Source organism: Chryseobacterium indologenes, from assembly GCF_018362995.1.
Taxonomy (GTDB): Bacteria; Bacteroidota; Bacteroidia; order Flavobacteriales; family Weeksellaceae; genus Chryseobacterium; species Chryseobacterium indologenes_G.
Window position 1 is genome coordinate 86,773 of the sequence record NZ_CP074372.1, and the last position, 23,659, is coordinate 110,431.

At 37.5% G+C, this 23,659-nt stretch carries 19 protein-coding genes; 8 read left to right on the forward strand and 11 right to left on the reverse strand.

Going from position 1 to position 23,659, the window contains the following annotated elements:
* Positions 1-2: 2 nt before the first annotated feature.
* From DYR29_RS00365 to DYR29_RS00415, 11 genes are all read right to left on the reverse strand, one after another.
* Positions 3-2,213 carry a RelA/SpoT family protein gene (locus tag DYR29_RS00365; protein ID WP_213278713.1) on the reverse strand — a complete coding sequence of 737 codons (2,211 nt, stop codon included), beginning with the start codon at positions 2,211-2,213 and terminating at the stop codon, positions 3-5.
* A 109-nt stretch (positions 2,214-2,322) separates the two neighbouring features.
* A complete protein-coding gene (locus DYR29_RS00370) occupies positions 2,323-2,688 on the reverse strand; it encodes a hypothetical protein (RefSeq protein ID WP_213278714.1) in 366 nt (121 codons plus the stop codon).
* Positions 2,689-2,980: 292 nt separating this feature from the next.
* A complete protein-coding gene (gene acs, locus DYR29_RS00375) occupies positions 2,981-4,888 on the reverse strand; it encodes an acetate--CoA ligase (protein ID WP_142716324.1) in 1,908 nt (635 codons plus the stop codon).
* 60 nt (positions 4,889-4,948) lie between these two features.
* Complete coding sequence (locus tag DYR29_RS00380) at positions 4,949-6,835, reverse strand: AMP-binding protein (protein ID WP_213278715.1); 1,887 nt, start codon at positions 6,833-6,835, stop codon at positions 4,949-4,951.
* 145 nt (positions 6,836-6,980) lie between these two features.
* Positions 6,981-7,340 (reverse strand): response regulator transcription factor, encoded by a 360-nt coding sequence (locus DYR29_RS00385; RefSeq protein WP_213278716.1) that lies wholly within the window; start codon positions 7,338-7,340, stop codon positions 6,981-6,983.
* A gap of 9 nt (positions 7,341-7,349) precedes the next feature.
* Positions 7,350-10,052 (reverse strand): ATP-binding protein, encoded by a 2,703-nt coding sequence (locus DYR29_RS00390; RefSeq protein WP_425394642.1) that lies wholly within the window; start codon positions 10,050-10,052, stop codon positions 7,350-7,352.
* Positions 10,045-10,239: a hypothetical protein gene (locus DYR29_RS00395; protein WP_213278718.1), complete on the reverse strand. Its 195-nt coding sequence runs from the start codon at positions 10,237-10,239 to the stop codon at positions 10,045-10,047. The genes DYR29_RS00390 and DYR29_RS00395 overlap by 8 nt, the downstream gene beginning before the upstream one ends.
* Before the next feature lie 61 nt (positions 10,240-10,300).
* The gene (locus DYR29_RS00400) at positions 10,301-10,528 is read right to left on the reverse strand and encodes a DUF6814 family protein (RefSeq protein WP_047423321.1); all 228 of its coding nucleotides are present in this window, start codon (positions 10,526-10,528) and stop codon (positions 10,301-10,303) included.
* 43 nt (positions 10,529-10,571) lie between these two features.
* The gene (locus DYR29_RS00405) at positions 10,572-12,152 is read right to left on the reverse strand and encodes an MFS transporter (protein WP_213278719.1); all 1,581 of its coding nucleotides are present in this window, start codon (positions 12,150-12,152) and stop codon (positions 10,572-10,574) included.
* A 229-nt stretch (positions 12,153-12,381) separates the two neighbouring features.
* Positions 12,382-13,761, reverse strand: coding sequence for a porin (locus tag DYR29_RS00410; RefSeq protein WP_213278720.1), 1,380 nt, complete (start codon positions 13,759-13,761; stop codon positions 12,382-12,384).
* 260 nt (positions 13,762-14,021) lie between these two features.
* Positions 14,022-14,438: an IS1/IS1595 family N-terminal zinc-binding domain-containing protein gene (locus DYR29_RS00415; protein WP_213278721.1), complete on the reverse strand. Its 417-nt coding sequence runs from the start codon at positions 14,436-14,438 to the stop codon at positions 14,022-14,024.
* Between the two features lie 160 nt (positions 14,439-14,598).
* Here DYR29_RS00415 and DYR29_RS00420 point away from each other — a divergent pair, with 160 nt between their 5' ends.
* The 8 genes from DYR29_RS00420 to argH all read left to right on the forward strand — a co-directional run bounded on the left by DYR29_RS00420 (position 14,599) and on the right by argH (position 23,619).
* Positions 14,599-15,285 carry a GNAT family N-acetyltransferase gene (locus tag DYR29_RS00420; protein ID WP_213278722.1) on the forward strand — a complete coding sequence of 229 codons (687 nt, stop codon included), beginning with the start codon at positions 14,599-14,601 and terminating at the stop codon, positions 15,283-15,285.
* Positions 15,257-16,453: an argininosuccinate synthase gene (argG, locus tag DYR29_RS00425; protein ID WP_213278723.1), complete on the forward strand. Its 1,197-nt coding sequence runs from the start codon at positions 15,257-15,259 to the stop codon at positions 16,451-16,453. Before DYR29_RS00420 ends, argG begins: the two co-directional genes overlap by 29 nt.
* A gap of 52 nt (positions 16,454-16,505) precedes the next feature.
* The gene (gene argC / locus DYR29_RS00430; protein WP_213278724.1) at positions 16,506-17,471 is read left to right on the forward strand and encodes an N-acetyl-gamma-glutamyl-phosphate reductase; all 966 of its coding nucleotides are present in this window, start codon (positions 16,506-16,508) and stop codon (positions 17,469-17,471) included.
* Between the two features lie 263 nt (positions 17,472-17,734).
* A complete protein-coding gene (locus tag DYR29_RS00435) occupies positions 17,735-18,874 on the forward strand; it encodes an aspartate aminotransferase family protein (RefSeq protein WP_213278725.1) in 1,140 nt (379 codons plus the stop codon).
* A 236-nt stretch (positions 18,875-19,110) separates the two neighbouring features.
* Positions 19,111-20,067, forward strand: a complete 957-nt coding sequence (locus tag DYR29_RS00440) for an N-acetylornithine carbamoyltransferase (protein ID WP_213278726.1) — start codon at positions 19,111-19,113, stop codon at positions 20,065-20,067.
* Between the two features lie 60 nt (positions 20,068-20,127).
* A complete protein-coding gene (gene argB, locus DYR29_RS00445) occupies positions 20,128-20,922 on the forward strand; it encodes an acetylglutamate kinase (RefSeq protein WP_213278727.1) in 795 nt (264 codons plus the stop codon).
* Complete coding sequence (locus DYR29_RS00450) at positions 20,897-21,979, forward strand: M20 family metallo-hydrolase (RefSeq protein WP_213278728.1); 1,083 nt, start codon at positions 20,897-20,899, stop codon at positions 21,977-21,979. The genes argB and DYR29_RS00450 overlap by 26 nt, the downstream gene beginning before the upstream one ends.
* Before the next feature lie 335 nt (positions 21,980-22,314).
* Positions 22,315-23,619 (forward strand): argininosuccinate lyase, encoded by a 1,305-nt coding sequence (gene argH / locus DYR29_RS00455; protein WP_213278729.1) that lies wholly within the window; start codon positions 22,315-22,317, stop codon positions 23,617-23,619.
* The last annotated feature ends 40 nt before the right edge of the window (positions 23,620-23,659 follow it).

A 23,659-nucleotide genomic window follows, 5' to 3' on the forward strand; every position in this document is an offset into this window, starting at 1 on the left:
GTTTATGATTGTAGTCGTCTCACTCTTGAAACACCATTAATATTTTTAAGCTTTTTGAAAGTTTCTTCCAGCTGGCCTTTATTTTTAACTTCGAGAATGATATTTCCAGTGAAAATCCCATTGTTGGATTCAATAGAAAGACTTTTCATATCCATTCCCATACTTCCACTGATGACAGTGGTGATATCATTGATCATACCCATTCTGTCAAGTCCTTCAATTTCAATTTTTACTCTGTTTTTGAAGCTTTCGGCATTGACCCATTTGGCAGGAATGACACGGTAGTCATACTGCGCTCTCAGGTTGATGGCATTCGGGCAGCTGTCACTGTGAACTTTAATTCCGTCTGAGATGGTGATGAATCCGAAAATTTTATCCCCTGGAATTACCGTACAACATTTTGCATAGGTATAGTTAAGCTTCTCTTCGTCCTTCCCAAAGACAATCATGTCAAGGTTTTCCTCTTTCGGCTCCTCGAAATGCTGACTCTTATTAGGTGATTTTCTGAATCTTGAAAGTAAGTTGTTGAATACGTTTTTACTTTCAATGTATTTTCTCAAGCTGCTGACATCCAGTTCATTGCTTTGGAATTTGAGAAATAGCTCCTGAGAAGATTTTAAATTAAAGAACTTTTGAAGTTTATTAATTTCTTCATCATTGAAATTGATTTTCGCATGACGAAGTTTTCTTTGCAGGATTTCTTTTCCTTCCTCTACCAGTTGGTTTTTCTGAGAGTTCAGATAACTTTTTATCTTTGATTTGGCCTTAGAAGTCACTACGAATTCCAGCCAGTCAGATTTTGGTTTCTGATTCTGTGATGAAAGAATATCCACCTGATCCCCGTTTTGAAGGATATAGGAAATAGGAACCAGCTTTCCATTGATTTTAGCTCCCAGACATTTCATTCCTAAGTCAGAATGGACTGAAAAGGCAAAATCCAGAGCGGTAGCATTGGTGGGAAGAATTTTAATTTCTCCTTTCGGGGTAAATACAAATACCTCTTTGGAGTATAAATTAAGCTTAATATTATCCAAAAGCTCCGAAGTAGAAAGGTTCTGCTGCTGTTCCAGAACTTCACGGATTTCAGTTACCCATTTTTCAAAGTTTCTGTCGTCAGAACTCTGTTTATAGCCTTCTTTGTATTTGTAGTGAGCGGCAACACCTTTTTCAGCAATTTCATCCATACGTTCAGAACGGATCTGAACTTCAATCCATTTTCTGTCCGGACCTAAAACGGTTAAGTGTAAACTTTCATAGCCCGTAGAACGTGGCTGTGTAATCCAGTCACGCATTCTTGATGGGTTACTGTGGTAGACATCTGTAACGATAGAGTAGATCTTCCAGGCTAAAAACTTTTCATTTTTAGCATCCGATTTGTAAATAATCCTGATGGCATAGTTATCAAAAACCTCTTCAAAGGAAACTCCCTGCTTAAGCATCTTTCTGTAAATAGAGGAAATTGCTTTTGCTCGGCCTTTGATTTTAAAATTTAAGCCTTCTTCACGAAGTCTTTCAGATACTTCTTTGGTAAATTCTTCTATATATCTTTCACGGCTTTCTTTGGCAAGTTCCAATTTCTCCGTGATCTCGTTGTATACTTCGGGACTATTATATTTTAGTGAAAGGTCTTCCAGCTCAGATTTGATGTTGTACAATCCGAGACGGTGGGCCATAGGAGCATAGATATAAACCGTTTCTGAAGCGATTTTTTTCTGCTTATCCGGAGCCATACTTTCCAGTGTCCTCATATTATGAAGACGGTCTGCAATTTTAATCAGAATAACTCTGAAATCTTCGGATAAAGTCAATAACAGTTTTCTGTAATTTTCAGATTGTACAGAGATATTCTGGTGGTTCATGATGGAGATCTTAGTCAGTCCATTCACGATACTGGCGATTTTTTCTCCAAAGATTTTTTTCAGATCTTCGTAAGTATAATCAGAATCTTCAATCACATCATGCAAAAGTGCACAGGCAATAGAAGTTGCTCCCAGACCAATCTCCGTTGCTACAATTTTAGCAACAGCAATAGGGTGGTAGATATAAGGCTCTCCGGTTTTTCTCCTTTGATCCTTGTGGGCATCTAAAGCGATATCGAAAGCCTTTCGGATGAGTTTGTTATTTTCCTCATCCAACGTTCTGTATGTGTTAGAAATCAGGTCCTTATATCTTGCAAGGATCTCCTTATTCTCTTGTTCTAAATCGTAACTCATTTGTGCATATGCCTATAATTAAACGAAAATACGAAATTTTTTAGTTTTTTCAAACATAAAAGATCCGCAGAATACACTACGGATCTTCGGTTATTAGATTTTATATCGATTAGAATTTCACTTCAGAATTCATACCGTCACTTGACGTTTTGATTTTAATATCAGGACTGCTATGGATTTCTGCTCTGTTTCTTGCATCAATATACCTTTTGATGGTATCGTAATTGGTTTCATTGATGTTCATGTTTTCAAATAAATATGATTTCAATGCAGCATTCTGAATGAATGCATTTCGCGCAAGATCAATCTGATTAAGATCATTTACGGTAACGCTTGCCAGATATTGGGAATTACCAGACCCATCATTAAGGTATACAATGTAATCTGAGTTTTCAAATCCTGAATTTTCCAGATCACTTTCCAGTTTTTTGTAGTCGCTGTGATGACCAAATACTCCAGCTAATATATGTGACATAGTTAATTGGTTTTAAAGTTCTCATTAAAGTTAGGAATAATTTTCTGATTATAATTGCGTTTAAGATAATATAATTTGTTAATTAACATTCTGTTTTCAATAGAGTGGGCCGATGTCTGAGAATAATTATTGAACGGGTGTTTAATTTTAGCAATTGGATAATGTAGGTTTTGAAAAATAAGTTATTCCTGTTTTTAGGAAAGATGTACACATGGATTAAAATATTAAAACAAATAAAAAAGCCCCGGAAAATAACTTTCAGGGCTTTCATTGGTTAAAAAATTGAATACATTTAAATTCTTTCGTTTTTGATCTCCTCTACAATTTCAGGATTTAAAAGTGTGCTGATGTCTCCGAAATTACTGAAGTCACCTTCAGCAATTTTTCTCAGGATTCTACGCATGATTTTTCCTGAACGCGTTTTTGGAAGTCCGGAAACAAACTGTATTTTATCAAGCTTGGCAATTGGCCCGATCTGATCTGAAATCAACTGATTGATCTCCTTTTTCAGGTTTTCCTTATCACGTCCTTCACCGGATTCTTTAAGCATTACATAACCGTATAGTGCATTTCCTTTGATGTCATGAGGATAGCCTACAATAGCAGATTCTGCAACGGCAGGGTGCTGGTTGATACTGTCTTCAATAGGAGCAGTTCCAAGGTTGTGTCCGGAAACGATGATCACATCATCTACACGTCCCGTAATTCTGTAATAACCCACTTCATCTCTCAAGGCGCCGTCACCTGTAAAGTATTTCCCAGGGAAAGCAGTAAAATAGGTTTCTTTATACCTTTGATGGTCACCCCAGATCGTTCTGGCGATTCCCGGCCATGGAAAACGGATACAAAGATTTCCGGTCACCTGATTTCCGGTAATTTCATTTCGTTTATCGTCCATCAAAACAGGTTGTACACCTGGCAGTGGGAGAGTAGCGTAAGTAGGTTTCGTCGGAGTAACAAAAGGAAGCGGTGAAATCATGATTCCTCCTGTTTCAGTTTGCCACCACGTATCTACGATCGGACATTTTTTCTTTCCAACATGGTCATTGAACCAATGCCACGCCTCATCATTAATAGGTTCACCTACAGAACCAATGACTTTCAGGGAACTCAGATCATGTTTATCTACCCATTCCGCACTTTCTTTCGCTAAAGAACGGATTGCCGTAGGAGCGGTATAAAACTGAGTGATCTTATGTTTTTCAATCACCTCCCAGAAGCGGTCCGGTTCAGGATAGGTAGGAACTCCTTCAAAAATTACAGTGGTAGCCCCATTTAATAAAGGCCCGTAAAGAATATAAGAATGTCCCGTGATCCATCCGATATCTGCAGTACACCAATAAATATCATTTTCTTTATAATTGAATACATTTTTGAATGTATAAGCAGTATACACCATATATCCGGCACAGGTATGAAGCATTCCTTTTGGCTTTCCCGTAGATCCTGAAGTATATAGAATGAAAAGCGGATCTTCAGAATCCATAATTACCGTAACGAAATCAGCAGAAGCTTTCTCATAAAGATCGGCCATCCAGTGATCTCTTCCTTCTTTCATTTTAATTTCGTTGTGGGTTCTCTTGACTACTAGAACGTTTTCAACCGTTGGTGTTTTTTCCAAAGCATCATCAACAATACTTTTCAGGTCAAGAACTTTATTTCCTCTGTAACTTCCATCTGAGGTGATCACCATTTTTGCTTCACAATCATTTACCCTTGAAGCTACTGCCGAAGCTGAGAATCCTGCAAAGATCACAGAATGTACTGCCCCCAGCTTTGCACAGGCAAGCATGGTAATAGCAAGTTCAGGAATCATGGGAAGATAAATACACACCCTGTCTCCCTTTTTAATGCCCATATCATGTAAAACATTAGCCGTTTTATTCACACGGGTATACAATTCCTGGTAGGAAATATGCTGTGCTTCTTCCTTTGGATCATTAGGTTCCCAGATGATGGCTGTTTTATCTCCCCTTACGGCAAGATGTCTGTCAATACAGTTTTTGGTAATATTCAGTTTCGCGTTTTTGAACCAGGTGATTTTAGCTTCATTCATATCGTACTTAACAACCTTGCTCCATCTTTGGTACCACACGAAATTTTGATCTGCTACCTTATCCCAGAATTTTTTAGGATTTTTGATAGACTTTTTATAATCTTCAAAATACTGTGGTAAATCTTCTATTAAGTAATTTCTCATATCCCTTTCGTTTTTTGAAATTTGAATTTATTTTATTTAAATTTATGTTTAATTTCTGGCTTAAGCCCTGTATTCCTTGATTTTTTCCTGAATTTCATCAATGATTTTCTCATCGTCAATCGTTGAAGGAATCTGAAAATCTTTTCCGTCAAGTAAAGTCCGGATCAGCTTCCTTAAAATCTTTCCGGATCGTGTTTTGGGTAAACGCTTGACAACCATGGTGTTTTTCAGAAAAGCCACAGCTCCTATTTTATTGCGGACCATCTGGATGATATCTTTTTCAACATCTTCTTCAGAAATGGTTGAGCCATTCTTTAAAACTACTGTAGCAAAAGGAACCTGTCCTTTTAAATCGTCATCAATACCTACCACAGCGCATTCTGCAACATCCGGATGTGAAGAAACAATTTCCTCCATTTCAGAAGTGGAAAGCCTGTGTCCCGCAACATTGATCACATCATCTACTCTTCCTGTGATGAAAATATAACCGTCTTCATCTTGTATTGCACCATCACCTGAGAAATAGTAGCCTTTGTACTGAGACAGGTAGCTGTTTTCAAAACGTGCATAATCTTTCCATATTCCAAGCATAGCACCGGGGGGAAGAGGAAGTTTGATCACCAGATAACCTTCGTGATGAGGATCGAGTTCCAGTCCGTTTTCATCAAAAATTTTAATGTCATATCCCGGAACAGGTTTTCCTGCCGAAGCTCTTTTGATCTGATAACTTTCATCATAAGTCAGCAATCCAAGCATAGGCCATCCGGATTCTGTCTGCCACCAATGGTCTATAGCCGGAACTCCGATATGTTCTGCAAACCAATCCAGGGTAGCCACATCACATCTTTCACCCGCCAGAAACTGCTTTTTGAAATGGGTTAAATCATATTTTTTTACCAGCTCTCCGTTCGGATCTTCTTTTTTGATTGCCCTGATAGCGGTAGGCGCAGTAAACATCACCGAAACCTTATATTCTGAAATGATTCTCCAAAATGTTCCTGCATCAGGAGTCAAAATAGGTTTTCCTTCAAAAATAATCGTTGTATTTCTGTTGATGAGCGGTCCGTACACTGAAAAGCTATGGCCAACAGCCCAGCCGAAATCTGAAGCCGCCCAATAAGTTTCTCCCGGTTCCACTCCGTAGACATACGTCATGGAAAATTTTAAGGCAGTCGCGTAACCTCCGGTATCACGAACAATGCCTTTGGGTTTGCCTGTAGTTCCCGAAGTGTAAAGTAAATAAAGAGGATGGGTAGATTCCACAGAAATACAGTCTACCGGAGCTGATTTTTCAACCAGTTCTTCATAATCAATCAGTCCTTCGAACATTTCTTCCTGATTATCTACTAATCTTCTGTTATACACAACAATATGATCTACCTTATCCTGTGCCAGTTCAATCGCTTTTTCAACCAGCGGTAGATAAGGAATTCTTTTGGCAATTTCTACTCCTGCGGTGGCTGTGATTAAAACTTTAGGTTTGCAGTCATCAATTCTTACCACAAGTTCATGAGGCGCAAAACCTCCGAAAACCACATTATGAATAACCCCGATCCTCGCACATGCCAGCATCGCAAAAAGAGTCTGAGGAATCATTGGCATGTAAATAACCGCTGTATCTCCTTTGTTTAATCCTAAAGAAGCCAGCCCTCCGGCAAATTTTGAAATTTCCTCTTTCGCCTCATTGAAGGTGTAGGTTTTCTTTTGACTGGTGACAGGAGAATCATAAATTATTGCCGTCTGATTCCCGAACCCGTCTTCAATATGTTTGTCGATACATAAGTAACACATATTAAGCTTTCCGTCGGAAAACCATTGCGGGTAATCATTTTCGTCTTTAGAGAGAATCTGCGTAGGAAAATCAAACCATTTGATTTCTTCTGCCTGTTTTTTCCAGAAGTCTTCTTTATGTTCTATGCTTTGTTTAAATAATGTATCAGTATCCATATCATTAGTCTTGTGTTTGTTTTTGCTTATCCTTGTCAAGGTTTAAAACCTTGACAAGGATAACGAGGATAATTGCGAGCCGGAGGCGAAGCCATCTCTTAATACTCTTAATTCCTTTATGAATCTTAATGGTTTAATTTACACGTTAAAACATCTCCTCAATCTGCTGCATCAGTTTCTTAATCGAGTAGGGTTTTGTGACGTAAGCATCCACGCCCATTTCCAGCCCTTTTTCAATATCTCTGGGATTATTTTTGGCACTCAGAAAGATGACTTTGGTGTCTTTCAGTTTTTCGTCCTGTTTGATGAGGTCCAAAGTGCTGTATCCGTCAAGATTCGGCATCATAATGTCGAGAAGGATCACATCCGGGACCATTGTTTTCAGAAAGTCAAGGACTTCCGTACCGTCACGGGCAATATAAACGTCATAGCCATTTTTCTTGAAGCTGTATTCCAGCGACATTAGTATTTTGTGTTCATCATCCGCAATAATTATCTTTCTCATAAAAGGGTTTTAATGGTATTCAACTTCATTTGTAATCTCTTTTTTAGTTTTTTCGGGAATGTTTATAGTGAAAGTTACGCCCAGTCCGCTGTTTTCAGCTTTTATACTTCCTCCGTGTGCCTGTATTATCTTTTTGGAAATGGCCAGTCCCAGTCCGCTTCCTGTTGGTTTTATAATGTTTTGATTTTTAGACTGATAAAACTTGTCAAAAATCATTTCAAGGTCTTCTTCCGGAATATGTTTCCCGGTGTTGAAAATACTGATGGTAAGCTGTTGATCTTTTTCAAATAATTTGGTCTGGATGGTTCCCTGTTCATCTGTAAATTTTAAAGCATTGCCCCATATATTCTGAAATAGCTGAATCATTCTTGCTTCATCATATTCAAATATAAACTGATTCAGAAGATTAACTTCACTTAAATGAATATTTTTTTGTTGTATCAGATGGAGAAGCGGGTTTAATGCTTTTTTATACGTTTCAATAATATTATTTTCCTGAATGTGTAGAGAGATTTCGCCATGCTGTAGTTTATCCAGATACAAAATATCATTGATGATTTCACTTAATCTGTCAGATTCTGTAATGATGTTGTTTAAAAATTCCTGTTTGATATCGAAAGGAATATCATCATCGTCAGCCAGGATTTCTCCTGCAGAACGGATAGCGGTGATTGGAGTTCTCAGTTCATGGGCAACAGAGTCAAGGAAATCGTCTTTTTGACGGTCTTTGATAATAAGGCTTTCATTGGCGGTTCGCAGATCATCAGAAAGTTTTTGCAGTTCTTCGGATTGTTCGGTAAGCTTTTTATTTAAGCTGATATTTTCTTTAGATTCTTCGAGGATATTTAAAACCTCTTTTAAAGATATTTTATCTTCTTTGGTTACACCTTCAATTAATATTTTTGCCGAAGCCGTACCAATTCTTCCAGCCAAAAGATTTTCTGAAAATTTTATAAATCTTGAGTCGGCGGTTTCCGTTTTGGAATCAATATTATATTTTAAATTGAAAATTCTGAGTGCCTGCTCTGTTTTATTTTTGCCTAAAAAACGTTCAAGAATATTCTGAATATCTGAAATATAAGCTGTTCCACGCCAGATAAAAGCATTTTCATGATTTTGAATATATTTGTCAATATCTACATACAATTCAGCAAAGTTTCTTTCACGGTAATTCCCTTTAGAACTTACGGAAACAATGGTAAACAGGCTTGTATTGACAAGCATTGACCAGAAGAAAATCTGTGGAATTCTTCCCAGATAAGGAATGGTGAAAAATCCAAAAGCGTCATACATGTCTCTCAGTGCCCCCTTGAACTCTTGGTTATATGAAAAATAGTACTGTGGAATAATCAATCCGAAATAACAGATCACCAATCCTGCTATAAGCCCTGTAACAGCACCTTTGTAACTTCCTCTTCTCCAGAATAAAGCTCCGAAAAATGCAGGTGTCAGCTGTGCAATAATAACAAATGAGATCAATCCTACAGAATCCAGAGATGTTTTCAGAATGAAATATTTATAAAAGACAAAAGCCATGATGATCAGTCCGAAAATGCTGATTTTCCTGATATTGGTAATGATTCTTGTGTTTTGTTCCTCACTTTCGGATTTTAGTTTTCCAAGCAGTCCATAGGGAATGATGAGGTTGTTAGAAAGCATGATGGATAAAGTAATGGCGGAAATAATGATCATGGAAATACATGAGCTCAATCCTCCCAGAAAAACAAGTACAGTGATCAAAGTATTATCAAAATGCTGCGGAATCAGAATAGAATAGAACTCCGGGTTTACATTCTGGCCATCAAAAATCAACCTTCCGCCCCAGGCAATCGGGAAAATAAATACAGTGAAGATTAAAAGATAAAGAGGAAAAAACCAAATCGCTGTTTTGATATGTTTTTCCTGTCTGTTTTCGACAATAGCGGTGTGGAACTGTCTTGGCAAAATACAGATTGCTGTTGCGGAAATCATACACAAAATCATCCAGTTCATAGCGCCTTCAATGCCATTGAATGTATTTTTCTCTTTAAAATCTTCAAACTTACTGGCTTTCTCATAAATATCCGAAAAACCATCAAAGGCAAAATAAATAACGAAAAGCCCGAGAATGATAATAAAGAATAGTTTTAAAAAGCTTTCCAGAGCAATCGCTGAGATAATTCCCAGACGTTTTTCCGAAGCATCCACATATCGTGTTCCGTAATAAGATGAAAATAAGGCGATTAAAACTACTACAAAAGTAGCGTTATCAGTCAAAATGTCTTTCGACATCGGAGTTTCAGTTACCAAATGAAAGGTTTCAGAAATGGCTTTGATCTGCAGCCCGATGTAAGGTACAATTGCCAGAAGACAGACTACCGTGATAATGGCACTCAGACTTCTGCTGTTCCCATATCTCAATGAAATGAAATCGGCAAGGCTGCTTATCTTATTGACTCTTGAAATTCTTACAATCCGGGTATTGATGTAGATCCAGGCCGGAATAATCATGATAGGGCCAATATAAATCGGGAGATAGTTTAATCCGCTTGTAGCTGCAACGCCAATGCTTCCATAATACGTCCAGGCAGTACAGTATACCGCAAGAGACAATGCATAGATGTAAGGATTGTTAATCCACAGCTTACTCTTTTTCTTCTCTGCCAGATGGGCAACTAAGAAAAGAAGTGCCAGGTAGAACAGGACTACAAAAAATAATGCGAAACTACTCATCATGTCTTTTTACAATTACAAAAGAAATCACAATGGAAATCATCCAGATCACGAACAGGTAGATAAGGATCATTGGATAGCCCAAAACCTCCCTTTCACTATTGAAAAGCAATGAAATAGGAATACTGAAAGCGATCATAAGCCCCACGCTCAGTATGATAAGTTTTTGCTCGTGTCTCTTTTTCATAAATGATTATTGATAAAAGATAATTGATGGATAGCACATCCATCAATTATCTATTTTGTTTTTAAATTTTATCGTCAGAATATTCTCCTTTCAGGGCGTAATAGCCAAAAATTGCCATTCCACCTGAAATAATCGGCATCAGTACAAAAAGAATGATGATGCCAAAAACCAGATCTTCCTGCTTTCCTGATGTAATTTTTGGGATTCCCAATACCGTAATCCCGAAATACCCTACAATCACCGCGATTGCGATCCAGAGAATGCCTAATATTTTTTTTAGTCCGTTCATTTTAGTAGTTTTAAAATTAATAAAAATTTGAATGATTCAGTACTTAATCGTGAAGATTATTGTTCTTCTTTTTAAGATAAAATAATCCGATGATAAGACATACTGTAGCGACTCCAATCGGGTACCAGAGGCCCTCAAGATACCATGTCACATGTCCTGCTTCTTTCCCGGTAGTGACCAGATAAGTTGCCACTGCAGGAAGAAGTCCTCCAAATACTCCGTTTCCGATGTGATAAGGCAGAGACATTGAAGTATAACGAATTCTCACAGGGAACATTTCTACAAGAAAAGCGGCAATAGGTCCGTACACCATGGTTACAAATATTACCTGGATAAATACAAGGAAGACCAGATACCATTTGGTGTCGTCACTTAGTTTTACAGATGTGGAGACTTTTGGTTCTTCCGCCTTTCCGTCTTTCATAACGGGTCCTGCAGGCGACCAGTGAATAATACTATCTTTTTTGATCAGAGTGCCGTCTGTGTAAAGAGTTTCTTTATGGAAAGTAACCAGGCTGTCCGTGGCAATATCACTGTGGATTTTAGCAGTTCTTTTTTCTGTGATTCCATTGGCGGCAACCATTTTACTTTCAAGATTTACACTCTTGAACATACTGTCGTAAATAGGTCTGTAAGCTAAAATAGCGACTAGCATTCCGGTCATCATTACTGCTTTTCTTCCTATTTTGTCAGAGAGCCATCCAAAAAATACAAAGAAAGGGGTTCCTAAAAACAAAGCTGTAGCCATGAGTGAATCCACCTGTGCTGATTCTACATTCATTACCTTTTGAAGGAAACTCATCGCATAGAACTGGCCTGTATACCAGATAACGCCTTGTCCCATTGCAGCTCCGAATAAAGCCAATAATACAAATTTGAAGTTGTATCTGTTCCCGAAACTCTCCTTCAAAGGGTTTTTAGACGTTTTTCCCTCACTTTTAGCCTTAGCAAAAAGCGGAGATTCTTTCATGTTCTTTCTGATGACATAAGAAACGGCAACCATCAGAATCGAGATCCAGAAAGGAACTCTCCATCCCCAGTTGTCAAACTCTTCTGCTGAAAGGGTTGATTTTGTGATTAAAATAACGATCAGTGAAATGAAAAGTCCTGCTGTTGCAGTGGTCTGAATCCAGGAAGTCCAGTAACCTCTTCGGTGAGGCTGGGCGTATTCTGCAACATACGTGGCAGCACCTCCGTATTCACCACCAAGGGCAAGTCCCTGAAGTAATCTTAAAATTAAGACTAAAACCGGTGCCATAAATCCAATCGTTTTATAACTTGGAATACAGCCGATCAGGAAAGTGGAAAATCCCATGATCAGTAAGGTGACAAGAAAAGTATATTTTCTTCCGATGATATCGCCCAGTCTTCCGAAAAATAAAGCTCCGAAAGGTCTTACAACAAATCCGGCAGCAAAAGTTGCCAGAGTAGATAAAAATGCTGCGGTAGGATTATCTGCAGGGAAAAATTTAGTAGCTAAAACAATAGCTAAACTTCCGAAGATGTAGAAGTCGTACCATTCTATCAATGTGCCGAGTGAAGAGGCAGTGATCACACTCCATATTGTGCGGTTTTTCTGCCTGTCGGTCATATTTTCGTAGCTTTCGTGATGATTTTCGCTCATATTGATTAGTTTTTGATGTTAATGGAATAGGATATTAATTTGTTTTTTAAAACCGTTAAGGGCTTTAAAGGAAACTATTTCAAAAGTGTCATTCTGAATGAAATGAAATGTAATGAAGAATCTCATGTGTGTCTGGCTGTTAGTAAGATTCTTCCTTTTAAATTATTTGAATTTTGGAAAGTATCCTTAATTCATCTTACAATCTTTATTTTTCTTAATAGTTTAATTTTTACAAGTAGATTTGAAACTGTACAATGAATTCCCCTTTAGAAGAAGGACTTTCCGTAGGACTCGTGTAAACAGGTCGTGTTGAATATTGAGTCGTGATTTTTGCATGATGTCCGTCTATGAACCAATTGGCTCCTACATCAAACTGAGAGGAAGATTTATCGAAAGCCTCAAAGCTTTTGTGAGTATAAGCTGCAAAAGGCTGTATTCTGATTTTGGGTTTTTCTGCCTGGCTTGGTAATAGTAAACCTGCCTGTGCGTAGATAATATTACCTGTCCCAATGGTTGGTTGTAGATTTCCCGGTCCTGCGATGGCCTTATTTCCGATAAAATTAGGATCCGAAGCCGCGATATTCATTGTTCCCAGATTTCTTACGTAGTTTGGCCCGAAATTATAGTTGTAATATCCTGCATAGGCTGAAACGGCCATTTTGTTTTTCGCTTCTCCCAAAGGTATATCTACAAAAGCATCTACGGCAAAAAGAGTAATGTCGTGCTTTTCAATGTTGGAATTCACAGATGTTCTCGTCCCGTCTGCCTGATGATAGAAACCTGCTCCTACATTGAAAACTTTCTTCGTTCCAAGGTAAGATCCCACTTTGTATGGAAGGGTGTTTGATTCCTCATCAAGGAACTGATACTCCACATATCCTGCTTTTGAGAAGCTGGGATTTCCGTTGTTGTCTACCGCAACAGCTTTTGATGGATCTGTTACATTTACAGGAACAAGATCTGTGGCGAAAGGTTTATTTAAACTGAAGCGGTATTCCAGTTTTCCGTATTTACCTTTTGCAAACATTCCCAGCTGCCTTGCGAATTGGTCAGAATTGTCAATCAAAGGCCATGAAAAAACAGGAGAGTCTAAGGTGAGGAAATTCAGCGTAGAAGCCATCGTCATACGGGAAAGTCCCATGTAGTAATGAAGACCTGCCCCTAAAGATAAACTGAATTTTCCGGCTTCTCCAGGTAAAATAACTGCATATTCATTCCAGGCATCATGGAAAAATAACTGGGTTTTCTTTCCGTTTCCATAACCTCCTGTGCCTGAAGTGCCTGTGGCTCCTCCGTTGATGAAGGTCTGATTGTTGATCCCGAAATGAAGGAGAATCATGTATCTTTTAGAGATCTGTGCATACGCTAAAGCACGTAATCGTCTGTTTCCTATGCTCCAGGAATTGTCTGTAGGCTCGCCACCTACCATACTTCCGGGATTCATAGAAGTATTCCTCAACCAAAGCTGGTCCCATAAAATAAAACGGACGAATTTATCCCCATCCGGGTTGAGGTTTATTTTTAAGCCATTGCCGTAATCAGGAGAACCTTGAGAGTACACAGAACTGCTGATTAAAGCTACTCCAATAAATGTAAGTAATTTCTTCATAAATTATCAATTTTTGGCGTTGTTTTTTGTGAATGCCAAATTGTAATTAATAATTTGTTTATGAAAATTTAATATATATTAGTGGTAATAGTATAGTTGTGATTTGCTAGGTTATGGGTTTCGAGTTCCGGAATCCGGATTTTTGATCTATGTTGCGGGGTGCAAGATTCAAGACTTTGGATTCGTTTTTCGATGGTATTTAGTATGTTACTGCGTATTTTATATCCCGTAACTCTCACCCCGCATCCCGTAACTCGTATCTATTTTTTAAACCTTTCCCATTTGATCAGCATATACTTATCAGCAAACTGAGTAATGATAATTCCTGAGTTTTTAATGTTTTCTTCCTGAGCAATGTAATCAATCAATTCGTTCTGTTTCAATATCTTATAAACAGGATGGAATTCAGAGTGAGGAGGTCTTGTGATGTTGTATTTTTTAATCCAGGAACTTATGGTGACATGTGAAACCCCGATAATTCTTTCAATTTCACGATAGCTTAAGCCTTCGAGGTACAGCTGTAGCGCTTTGGTGACATAATAATCATCAATCTGTTTTCCCAGCTTTTTAACGGTAAAATAATAGTTGCAGTCTTTGCAGTGGAAACGTTGTTTTTCATTGATGATGCCGCTTTTTACCACTTTGCTGCTGTTGCATTTAGGACAGGTGTTTTCCATAACTATATTATTTTAGCAAATATATAATAAATTAGCAAATGTATATTTTTCAATAAAGATAATTTTACCTGTCTAAAATTTTAAAACAAAAAAAATATCTTTTTTATTTGGATTTAAAAGAAAATATATTTTAAATTTGCCAAAAAAATTAGATAAATAAATGGAAATAGAAATTTCCTCATGCGAACATCTCATGTATGTGAGTGAAATACAGCAGGAAATGTATGATTCTGCCCAGCGCAGAGGAACGGGGATCGCAAAACGTTCCATAGAATATTTGAGTAAAAAGATTTCAGAAGGCAATGCTGTGGTAGCCACTGAAAACGGTGAGTGGGTAGGTTTCTGTTATATAGAGACCTGGTCGCACGGGAAGTTTGTAGCCAATTCGGGATTGATTGTATCACCGAAGTTCAGGAACGGGGGCGTAGCAACTCAAATCAAGCAGAAGGTTTTCCAATTATCTAGAGATAAATATCCGGATGCGAAAGTATTCGGATTGACAACAGGTTTAGCAGTAATGAAAATCAACAGTGATTTAGGATATAAACCAGTGATCTATTCTGAACTGACTCAGGATGAAGAATTCTGGAACGGCTGTAAGAACTGTGTGAACTATGAAATTTTAATGATGAAGGAACGTAAAAACTGTCTGTGTACAGCCATGTTATTTGTTCCTGAAAATATAGAAAAAAAAGGGGTTGCAACTGATCAGCCTGAAAATAAATATAATGGAGCGAGCCAAAATGATTTTGTGTATTCTGCACAAAACTCTGCAAGCGAATTCCATGTGACCATTAATAAAAATAAAAAAAGTCCAGATGAAAAAGAAAGTCATCTTAGCGTTTAGCGGAGGTTTAGATACTTCCTACTGTGCAAAATATCTTAGTGAAACACTAGGGTATGATGTATATGCAGTTACTGTAAATACCGGAGGTTTTTCAAAAGAAGAGGAAAAAGAATTGGAGAGAAAAGCTTTGAATCTTGGGGTAAAAGAATACAGGTGTGTAGACGCTCAGGAAGATTATTATAATTCATGTGTGAAGTATTTGATTTTTGGGAATGTGTTGAAAAACAATACTTATCCTTTATCTGTAAGCGCTGAGCGTACTATTCAGGCACAGGAAATTGCAAAATATGCCATTGAAGTAAATGCAGATGCCATTGCTCACGGAAGTACAGGAGCAGGAAATGATCAGGTTCGTTTTGACCTAATCTTTCAAGTAATGTGCCCTAATATTGAAATTATTACGCCGATCCGTGATATGGCTTTATCCCGTGAAGAAGAGATTGAATTTTTGAAGGAGCACGGGTATGAAATGGAATTCCAGAAAGCACAATATTCTGTAAATAAAGGACTTTGGGGAACTTCAGTAGGAGGAAAAGAAACGCTGACTTCAAGAAATTACCTGCCGGAAGAAGCTTTTCCGTCTCAGATTAAAGAAACTCAGCCTTCAGAACTGGAAATTGAGTTTAAAAACGGAGAGGTAATAGGAGTGAATGGAGAAAGCTTCGAACATTCTGTATATGCGATTCAAAAAATAGAAGAATTGGCTTCAGCATATGGAATTGGCCGTGATATTCACGTAGGAGATACTATTGTAGGGATTAAAGGACGTGTGGGATTTGAAGCGGCAGCAGCATCGGTGATTATCAAAGCGCATCATTTATTAGAGAAACATACGCTTTCAAAATATCAGCAAATGATGAAGTCGCAGTTATCCGACTGGTACGGAAACTGGCTTCATGAAGCATTGTTCTTGGACCCTGTCATGAGAAATATTGAATCTTTCCTGACCGATTCTCAGAAAACTGTGACCGGGAAAGTATTTGTAACCCTTCATCCATACAGATTTATTCTTAATGGAATTGAATCTGATCATGACCTGATGTCCGATAAATTCGGAAGCTATGGAGAAGCAAACAGAGCATGGACAGGAGATGATGTGAAAGGCTATACTAAAATTGTAAGCAATTCCTTAAATATATATCATCAGATTAATCAAAATATCAATTAGTTCCGAAGGGACGGTTTAATGAAAGACAGAACAAAATGCTGTCAGAATCAAAATGAAGAAAACAGTAGGAATCATTGGTGCCAACGGTTATACAGGAAGTGAGCTGATACGCTTACTGACTTTTCATCCCCATGTGACATTGAGTTTTTTATATAGTCGTTCGAATTCGGGAACACGAATTTCGGATCTGTACCCGGATTTAACGACGGTTTGTGAAATGGTGTTGACGGACAAACCTGAAGACGTAGATATTATTTTTCTGTGTCTTCCTCATAAAGAAAGTCAAAACTGGTTAACTCAGAATCCTGTCAAGGAAGAAACGCTGGTGATTGATCTTGGAAACGATTTCCGTTTAGAAGGAAACTTTGGAAACAGAGATTTTATCTACGGATTACCTGAAATCAATAAAAAACAACTGGTAGGAGCAAAAAGCATCGCCAATCCGGGATGTTTCGCTACAGCTATTCAATTGGCTTTGCTGCCATTGGCAGAAAAAGGAGTATTGAATGAGGTTTTTACTACAGGGATTACAGGTTCTACAGGAGCCGGACAATCTCTGCAGGCCACCACTCATTTTACCTGGAGAAATGATAATGTTTCAGCCTATAAAACTTTAACACATCAACATGTGGATGAGATTTTACAGCAGCTGATTGCATTCAATAATAAAGAAGTAACCCTGAATTTTGTTCCATGGAGAGGAGATTTTGCAAGAGGAATTTTTACAAGTTCCACGATGAAGACGGATTTGGAGCTGGAGGAGATAGAACAATTATATCAGGATTTTTATGCGGAGGAGCCTTTCGTTACGGTAAGTAGGAAGGCAGTGGATTTAAAGCAGGTTGTCAATACCAATCGCTGTGTGATTCAAATTGAAAAGAGTGGAAATGTTGTCGTTATTCACTCAGCGATTGACAATTTGTTAAAAGGTGCTTCGGGACAAGCTGTGCAGAATATGAATCTGGCAATGAACTGGGAAGAAAATGCAGGATTGAATTTGAAACCAATAGCATTTTAAATCGACAATAATTAATTGAGAACTTTGAACAAAAAGTAAATCTGACTTAGGAAAATGGAGCGTTAAGAAAATTAATTCTATGAACGTTAAGAAAATTCTACTGTTTGAAGTGCGAGGGAAATACAGAACCGAAGAGCCAATTTGGTTTTCGCACAAGTTTTAGAATTTTTAGAGAATAGAACTAATTTTTAGCGGAAGTTTCCAGGTCTTGAACTTTTGTTTCTTTTGTTTCAAGACAAAAGAAAAATTTAAAAAAACAAAAAATGAATTTATTCAACGTATATCCATTATTCAACATAAATCCGGTTAAAGCTCAGGGATCTTTTCTTTGGGATGACAAAGGTGAAAAATACCTTGATTTCTACGGAGGTCATGCCGTAATTTCTATTGGTCATAATCATCCACATTATCAGAACAAGCTGAAAGATCAGCTGGAAAAAATATCTTTTTATTCCAATTCCGTTCAGAATGAATTGCAGACTGAATTAGCTGAGAAATTAGGAAAGCTTTCAGGATATGAAGATTATAATCTTTTTTTATGTAATTCGGGAGCAGAAGCCAATGAAAATGCATTGAAGCTGGCTTCATTTCATAATGGAAAAAGCAAGGTGCTTTATTTCTCTGGTTCATTCCATGGAAGAACTTCTGCAGCGGTTTCAGTGACTGATAATCCTAAAATTGTAGCTCCGGTCAACTTTTCAGAAAGATTTATCAAATCAGAATGGAATGATGTGCAGCAGCTTGAAGAGACTTTTGAGAAGTTTGGAAATGAAATTTCTTCTGTCATCATCGAGGGAATTCAGGGAGTAGGAGGTATTATGATTCCTACACCGGAATTTTTATCTAAAATTAAAGAACTGTGCGAGAAATACAATGCTGTTCTTATTTTAGATGAAGTGCAGTCCGGATACGGAAGAAGTGGATATTTCTTTGCTCATCAGGAGTTTGGACTTGAAGCAGATATCATTACTACAGCAAAAGGAATGGGGAACGGGTTTCCTGTAGGCGGAGTTTTGATCCATCCTAAATTCGAGGCAAGCAATGGTTTGCTTGGAACTACATTCGGAGGAAATCATTTGGCTTGTGCCGCTTCTATTGCTGTGCTGGATGTCATGAAAGATGAAAATCTTATCGGAAATGCTCAAAAAATGGGCGAATATATTGAAAATGAAATTAAAGATTTACCACATATTAAATCCATCCGAAGGAAAGGATTGATGATTGGAATAGAACTCGATAGAGACTGTTCAGAAATAAGGAAAAGCTTATTGTTCGATCATCATATTTTCACAGGAAACTCTAATGATAAAAGTGTCTTAAGGATTCTTCCGGCACTGAATATCAAAAAAGAGGAAACAGATCTTTTCATCAATGCTTTGAAAACAGTATTGGGAAGTATTTAAGATGTAAAAGACAAATAGTAAAAGGTATTGCGTTTGTCATTCTGAATGTAACGAAGTGGATTGAAGAATCTCTTAAAATATAACAATGCAAGATTCTTCCTTCGTCAGAATGACAAAAACAATTGTCAATTGCTGAGTGAAACGCCTTTGCGAACGAAAAAAGCATCAGTGAAAAGCTTTGCGTCCTTGCGTTAAAATTCTCAAAATGTGTAAACAATCTTTAAAATTAATTCAAAATGAAAAAATTCACCTCTGTAAGTGATGTAGAAAACTTACAGGAAATCATAAAAAAAGCTTTAGAAATAAAAGCAGACCCTCTTACCGAAAAGGAAAAAGGAAAAGGAAAAACAATCGGACTTGTATTTTTGAATTCAAGCTTGAGAACCCGTCTGAGCAGCCAGATTGCAGCACAAAACCTTGGTTTAAATGTATTGACATTAAATGCCGCACAGGAAGCCTGGAATCTTGAATTTGCTGACGGAGCAGTAATGAACGGAGATACCGTAGAACATATCAAAGATGCTATTGAAGTTTTAAACCAATATTGTGATATCATCGCAGTACGTTGTTTTGCAGGAATGAAGAGCAAGGAAGATGATGTGAATGAAAGCATCCTAAGCCAGTTTGAAAAGCATGCAAAAGTACCTGTGATCTCTCTGGAATCGGCTACCCGTCACCCGCTACAAAGTCTTGCAGACTGTATTACCATTACAGAAAACTGGAAAAAAGACCACAAACCGAAAGTAGTGTTGACATGGGCTCCACACATCAAGCCTATTGCACATGCTGTTGGAAACTCTTTCGCAGAGTGGATGCAGGAGATGGATGTGGAATTGGTAATTGCCAATCCTGAAGGATATGATCTGGATAAAAACTTTACAAAGGATGTAAAAGTAATCCATGATCAGGATGAAGCCTTGAAAGATGCGGATTTTATCTATGTGAAAAACTGGTCTTCTTTTGATGATTATGCCGCAATGCCTGAAGTGAAAGGAGACTGGATGCTGACGAATGAAAAATTAGCCCATACCAATGATGCAAAAGTAATGCACTGTCTTCCGGTTCGCCGTAATGTGGAGTTGAGTGATGAGGTAATGGATGGAGATCATTCTATCATCTATCAGCAGGCAAAAAACCGGATTTTCTCTGCACAGGCAGTGTTCAGTGAAATTTTAGATGAATTAAAAGCCTGAAATAATCCTTTTGTCAAGGCTTGACAAGGATAAAAAAGAAAGGATCACAAAACGTTTACAATGAAAGAAAAGTTATACATCATAAAAATTGGCGGAGCTTTAATTGATGATGAGGAATTGTTAGTTCAATTCTTAGAACAGTTTTCTGAAATTCAGGAAAAGAAGATCCTTGTTCATGGCGGAGGGAAATTAGCTACCACATTGGCTGATAAACTGGGCATAGAACAGAAAATGATCAACGGAAGGAGGATTACAGATAAAGAGACATTGGACATTGTAACCATGGTATATGCAGGAGGAATCAATAAAAATATTGTAGAAAAGCTGCAGCAAAAAAAATGCAATGCCATAGGCTTTTCCGGGGCAGACGGAAACTTGATTAAAGCTAAGAAAAGAGAACATCCTGAAATTGATTTTGGATTTGTGGGGGATATTACCAAGAAAAGTGTAAACAGGAAGCTGGTTTCAAAATTAATCAAGCTGGATCTTGTTCCTGTATTTTCTGCGATTACCCACGATAGAAAAGGAAATCTATTCAATACCAATGCAGATACCATTGCTTCCGTGATGGCGCAGGCCCTTTCAGAGAAATATGAAGTTGAGTTGCTGTATTGTTTTGATAAGGAAGGTGTTTTAGAAGATGTAAACGATCCTGAATCTGTGATCAAAAGTGTAAATGAAGAAGAATTTGAAGTATTAAAAGAAGAAGGGAAACTTCACAAAGGGATTTTACCCAAACTTGAAAATGCTCTTGGAGCTATAAAAAATAATGTAGGCAAAGTGTTTCTGATCAAAGAAACAGAATTGAAAAACCATATAGAAAATCATCATGCAGGAACTGAAATCTGTTTATAATAAAGAAGAGCTGTTAAATAATGCGATCGGATTGCTTAAAAATTTGATTGAGATTCCTTCATTCAGCAAAGATGAATTTAATACGTCGGTAGAAATTGAGAATTTTTTCAAAAAGCATCAGATTCCTACGAAACGTTTTAAAAACAACATCTGGGCAGTGAATAAACATTTTGATGTGTTTAAACCTTCCGTTTTGCTGAATACGCATCATGATACGGTAAAACCTAATAAAGCGTATACGCTTGATCCGTTTGTTCCTGTTGAAAAAGACGGCAAACTGTTCGGGTTGGGAAGCAATGATGCAGGAGCTTCACTGGTTTCTATGGCACAGGTTTTTTTACATTTTTATGATAAAGAAGATTTAAAATATAATTTAGTTATTGCTTTGACGGCAGAGGAGGAGATTTCAGGATTTGATGGAATTGAAGCCTTATTTCCGCAGCTACCCAACGTAGAACTCGCCATTGTAGGAGAACCCACGCAGATGAATCTGGCGATTGCAGAAAAAGGACTTCTTGTGATTGATGGAGAAATGAAAGGTACTCCTTCTCATGCCGCTCATCCTAATGACGATAACTCAATTGTAAAATGCATGCAGGATCTGCAGAATATTTTAGCCTTTAAATTTCCAAAAGTTTCAGAATATCTTGGAGAGGTTAAAGTTACTTTATCAGGAATTCATGCAGGAGTACAGCACAATGTTGTTCCGGAATCGTGCAATTTTACACTGGATGTAAGGGTGACAGATGAATATTCTAATCAGGAAGCGTTTGAAATCATCCAATCTCAGATGGAATCTACATTAACGGCAAGATCATTCAGACTGAATTCTTCAAAGATCGAAATGGATCATCCGTTTGTAAAAGCAGGAATTGAAATCGGAAGGACCACTTATGGTTCACCTACTTCCTCAGATCAGGCGATTATTCCATGTACATCAGTGAAAATGGGTCCTGGAGACAGTAGGCGCTCTCACACCGCAGATGAATTTATCTATATCCCGGAAATAGAAGAAGGAATAGAAATCTACATCAGTATTTTAGAAAAAGTGTTATAAATAATGGGAGAATGAAGCGGAAAGATGGAAGTTATTATAGTTTATAATTTCACTTCCGGCATCAGGCTTCCGGCTCAATATATGTTTTGACTCCGCCCGGCAGGCATGAAGTTTAGTTTTTAAAAAGATTTATGCAAAAAGAAAATTAGAAATGAAAGCTTCACATAAGGAAATGTTTTTTTATAGTTAATAGTAATAAGGATTGCCTTGCCGGGCATGTCAAAACCAACAAATATTTTAAATCAGATATTATGAAATCACTACCAACTAATTTTTCTGGTAAAACAGATAGAAGTGGCGATTGCATGTGATTTAAAAAAAATAAACAATTACATATGAAAAAAATATGGCAGAAGGATAACCTTGCCACCAATATATTAGTCAATAATTTTACCGTTGGGAAAGATCTTGACTTCGACGAGCGTTTGGCAAAATATGATGTCAAAGGTTCTATGGCACATTGCAAAATGTTAGCAGAAACCGGAATTATTTCCCAGGAAGAATCAGAGCAGATGTTATCTGTTTTGAATGCTATTTTAAATCAAATTGAGGATGGAACTTTTGAAATTGATAAAGATGCTGAGGATATCCATTCTCAGGTAGAAGCAATCTTAATTGAAGAATTAGGAGATACAGGAAAGAAAATTCATACCGCAAGATCAAGAAATGATCAGGTTTTATTGGATATCAAGCTGTATTTATTGGATGAGATCCGTGAGATTACAGCCCTTACAGATGAGTTTTTCCAGATTTTAATTCAGTTGGCAAATCAGCATAAAAATGTTCTGCTTCCGGGATATACTCATTTGCAGATTGCAATGCCTTCCTCATTCGGGTTATGGTTTGGAGCGTATGCAGAAGCGCTTTTGGATGACGTGGAAATGTTATTTTCAGTGAAGAATATCATTAATAAAAATCCATTGGGATCAGCGGCAGGTTATGGCTCATCTTTTCCGATCAACCGTGAAAGTACAACCTATAACTTAGGATTCCAGTCGATGAACTATAATTCGGTGTATGCTCAGATGACCCGTGGAAAGTCAGAAAAACTACTGGCGATGTCTATGGCAACTTTAGCGGGAACACTCGGAAAATTTGCTTATGATGTATGCCTGTATTTGAACCAAAACTTTGATTTTATCAGCTTTCCAAAAGAATTTACTACGGGAAGCAGTATTATGCCTCATAAAAAGAATCCGGATATCTTTGAACTGGTTCGTGCACGATGCAACAGAATTCAGTCACTTCCGAATGAACTTATTTTATTGACCAATAATCTGCCTTCAGGATATCACAGAGATGTACAGCTGACCAAAGAAATTCTTTTCCCGGCTATTGATTCCCTGAAAGAATGTCTGGAAATCCTAAGCTATACTTTACCCAATATTCAGGTAAAAGACGGGATTCTGGAGGATGAGAAATACAAATACCTTTTCAGTGTAGAGAAGATCAATGAAGAAGTGAAAAACGGCAGCTCTTTCCGTGATGCCTATGTGAAGGTAGGGCAGGAGATTGAAAACAACGCGTTTGAATTTGAACCAGGAAATCTTGAACATACCCATCAGGGAAGTATCGGGAACCTTTGTCTGGATAAAATAGAATATCAGTTCAATAAACTGAAAAATAAATTATTGGGTTAGAATCTAAGCCATTAAGGTCATCAGAAACTTAAGCAAAAAT

What these genes read in the sequence shown, in the direction of transcription:
- DYR29_RS00365 (WP_213278713.1), bottom strand. Translation starts at nt 2,213, where the DNA reads ATGAGTTACGATTTAGAACAAGAGAATAAGGAGATCCTTGCAAGATAT.
- DYR29_RS00370 (WP_213278714.1), bottom strand. Translation starts at nt 2,688, where the DNA reads ATGTCACATATATTAGCTGGAGTATTTGGTCATCACAGCGACTACAAA.
- acs (WP_142716324.1), bottom strand. Translation starts at nt 4,888, where the DNA reads ATGAGAAATTACTTAATAGAAGATTTACCACAGTATTTTGAAGATTAT.
- DYR29_RS00380 (WP_213278715.1), bottom strand. Translation starts at nt 6,835, where the DNA reads ATGGATACTGATACATTATTTAAACAAAGCATAGAACATAAAGAAGAC.
- DYR29_RS00385 (WP_213278716.1), bottom strand. Translation starts at nt 7,340, where the DNA reads ATGAGAAAGATAATTATTGCGGATGATGAACACAAAATACTAATGTCG.
- DYR29_RS00390 (WP_425394642.1), bottom strand. Translation starts at nt 10,052, where the DNA reads ATGAGTAGTTTCGCATTATTTTTTGTAGTCCTGTTCTACCTGGCACTT.
- DYR29_RS00395 (WP_213278718.1), bottom strand. Translation starts at nt 10,239, where the DNA reads ATGAAAAAGAGACACGAGCAAAAACTTATCATACTGAGCGTGGGGCTT.
- DYR29_RS00400 (WP_047423321.1), bottom strand. Translation starts at nt 10,528, where the DNA reads ATGAACGGACTAAAAAAAATATTAGGCATTCTCTGGATCGCAATCGCG.
- DYR29_RS00405 (WP_213278719.1), bottom strand. Translation starts at nt 12,152, where the DNA reads ATGAGCGAAAATCATCACGAAAGCTACGAAAATATGACCGACAGGCAG.
- DYR29_RS00410 (WP_213278720.1), bottom strand. Translation starts at nt 13,761, where the DNA reads ATGAAGAAATTACTTACATTTATTGGAGTAGCTTTAATCAGCAGTTCT.
- DYR29_RS00415 (WP_213278721.1), bottom strand. Translation starts at nt 14,438, where the DNA reads ATGGAAAACACCTGTCCTAAATGCAACAGCAGCAAAGTGGTAAAAAGC.
- DYR29_RS00420 (WP_213278722.1), top strand. Translation starts at nt 14,599, where the DNA reads ATGGAAATAGAAATTTCCTCATGCGAACATCTCATGTATGTGAGTGAA.
- argG (WP_213278723.1), top strand. Translation starts at nt 15,257, where the DNA reads ATGAAAAAGAAAGTCATCTTAGCGTTTAGCGGAGGTTTAGATACTTCC.
- argC (WP_213278724.1), top strand. Translation starts at nt 16,506, where the DNA reads ATGAAGAAAACAGTAGGAATCATTGGTGCCAACGGTTATACAGGAAGT.
- DYR29_RS00435 (WP_213278725.1), top strand. Translation starts at nt 17,735, where the DNA reads ATGAATTTATTCAACGTATATCCATTATTCAACATAAATCCGGTTAAA.
- DYR29_RS00440 (WP_213278726.1), top strand. Translation starts at nt 19,111, where the DNA reads ATGAAAAAATTCACCTCTGTAAGTGATGTAGAAAACTTACAGGAAATC.
- argB (WP_213278727.1), top strand. Translation starts at nt 20,128, where the DNA reads ATGAAAGAAAAGTTATACATCATAAAAATTGGCGGAGCTTTAATTGAT.
- DYR29_RS00450 (WP_213278728.1), top strand. Translation starts at nt 20,897, where the DNA reads ATGCAGGAACTGAAATCTGTTTATAATAAAGAAGAGCTGTTAAATAAT.
- argH (WP_213278729.1), top strand. Translation starts at nt 22,315, where the DNA reads ATGAAAAAAATATGGCAGAAGGATAACCTTGCCACCAATATATTAGTC.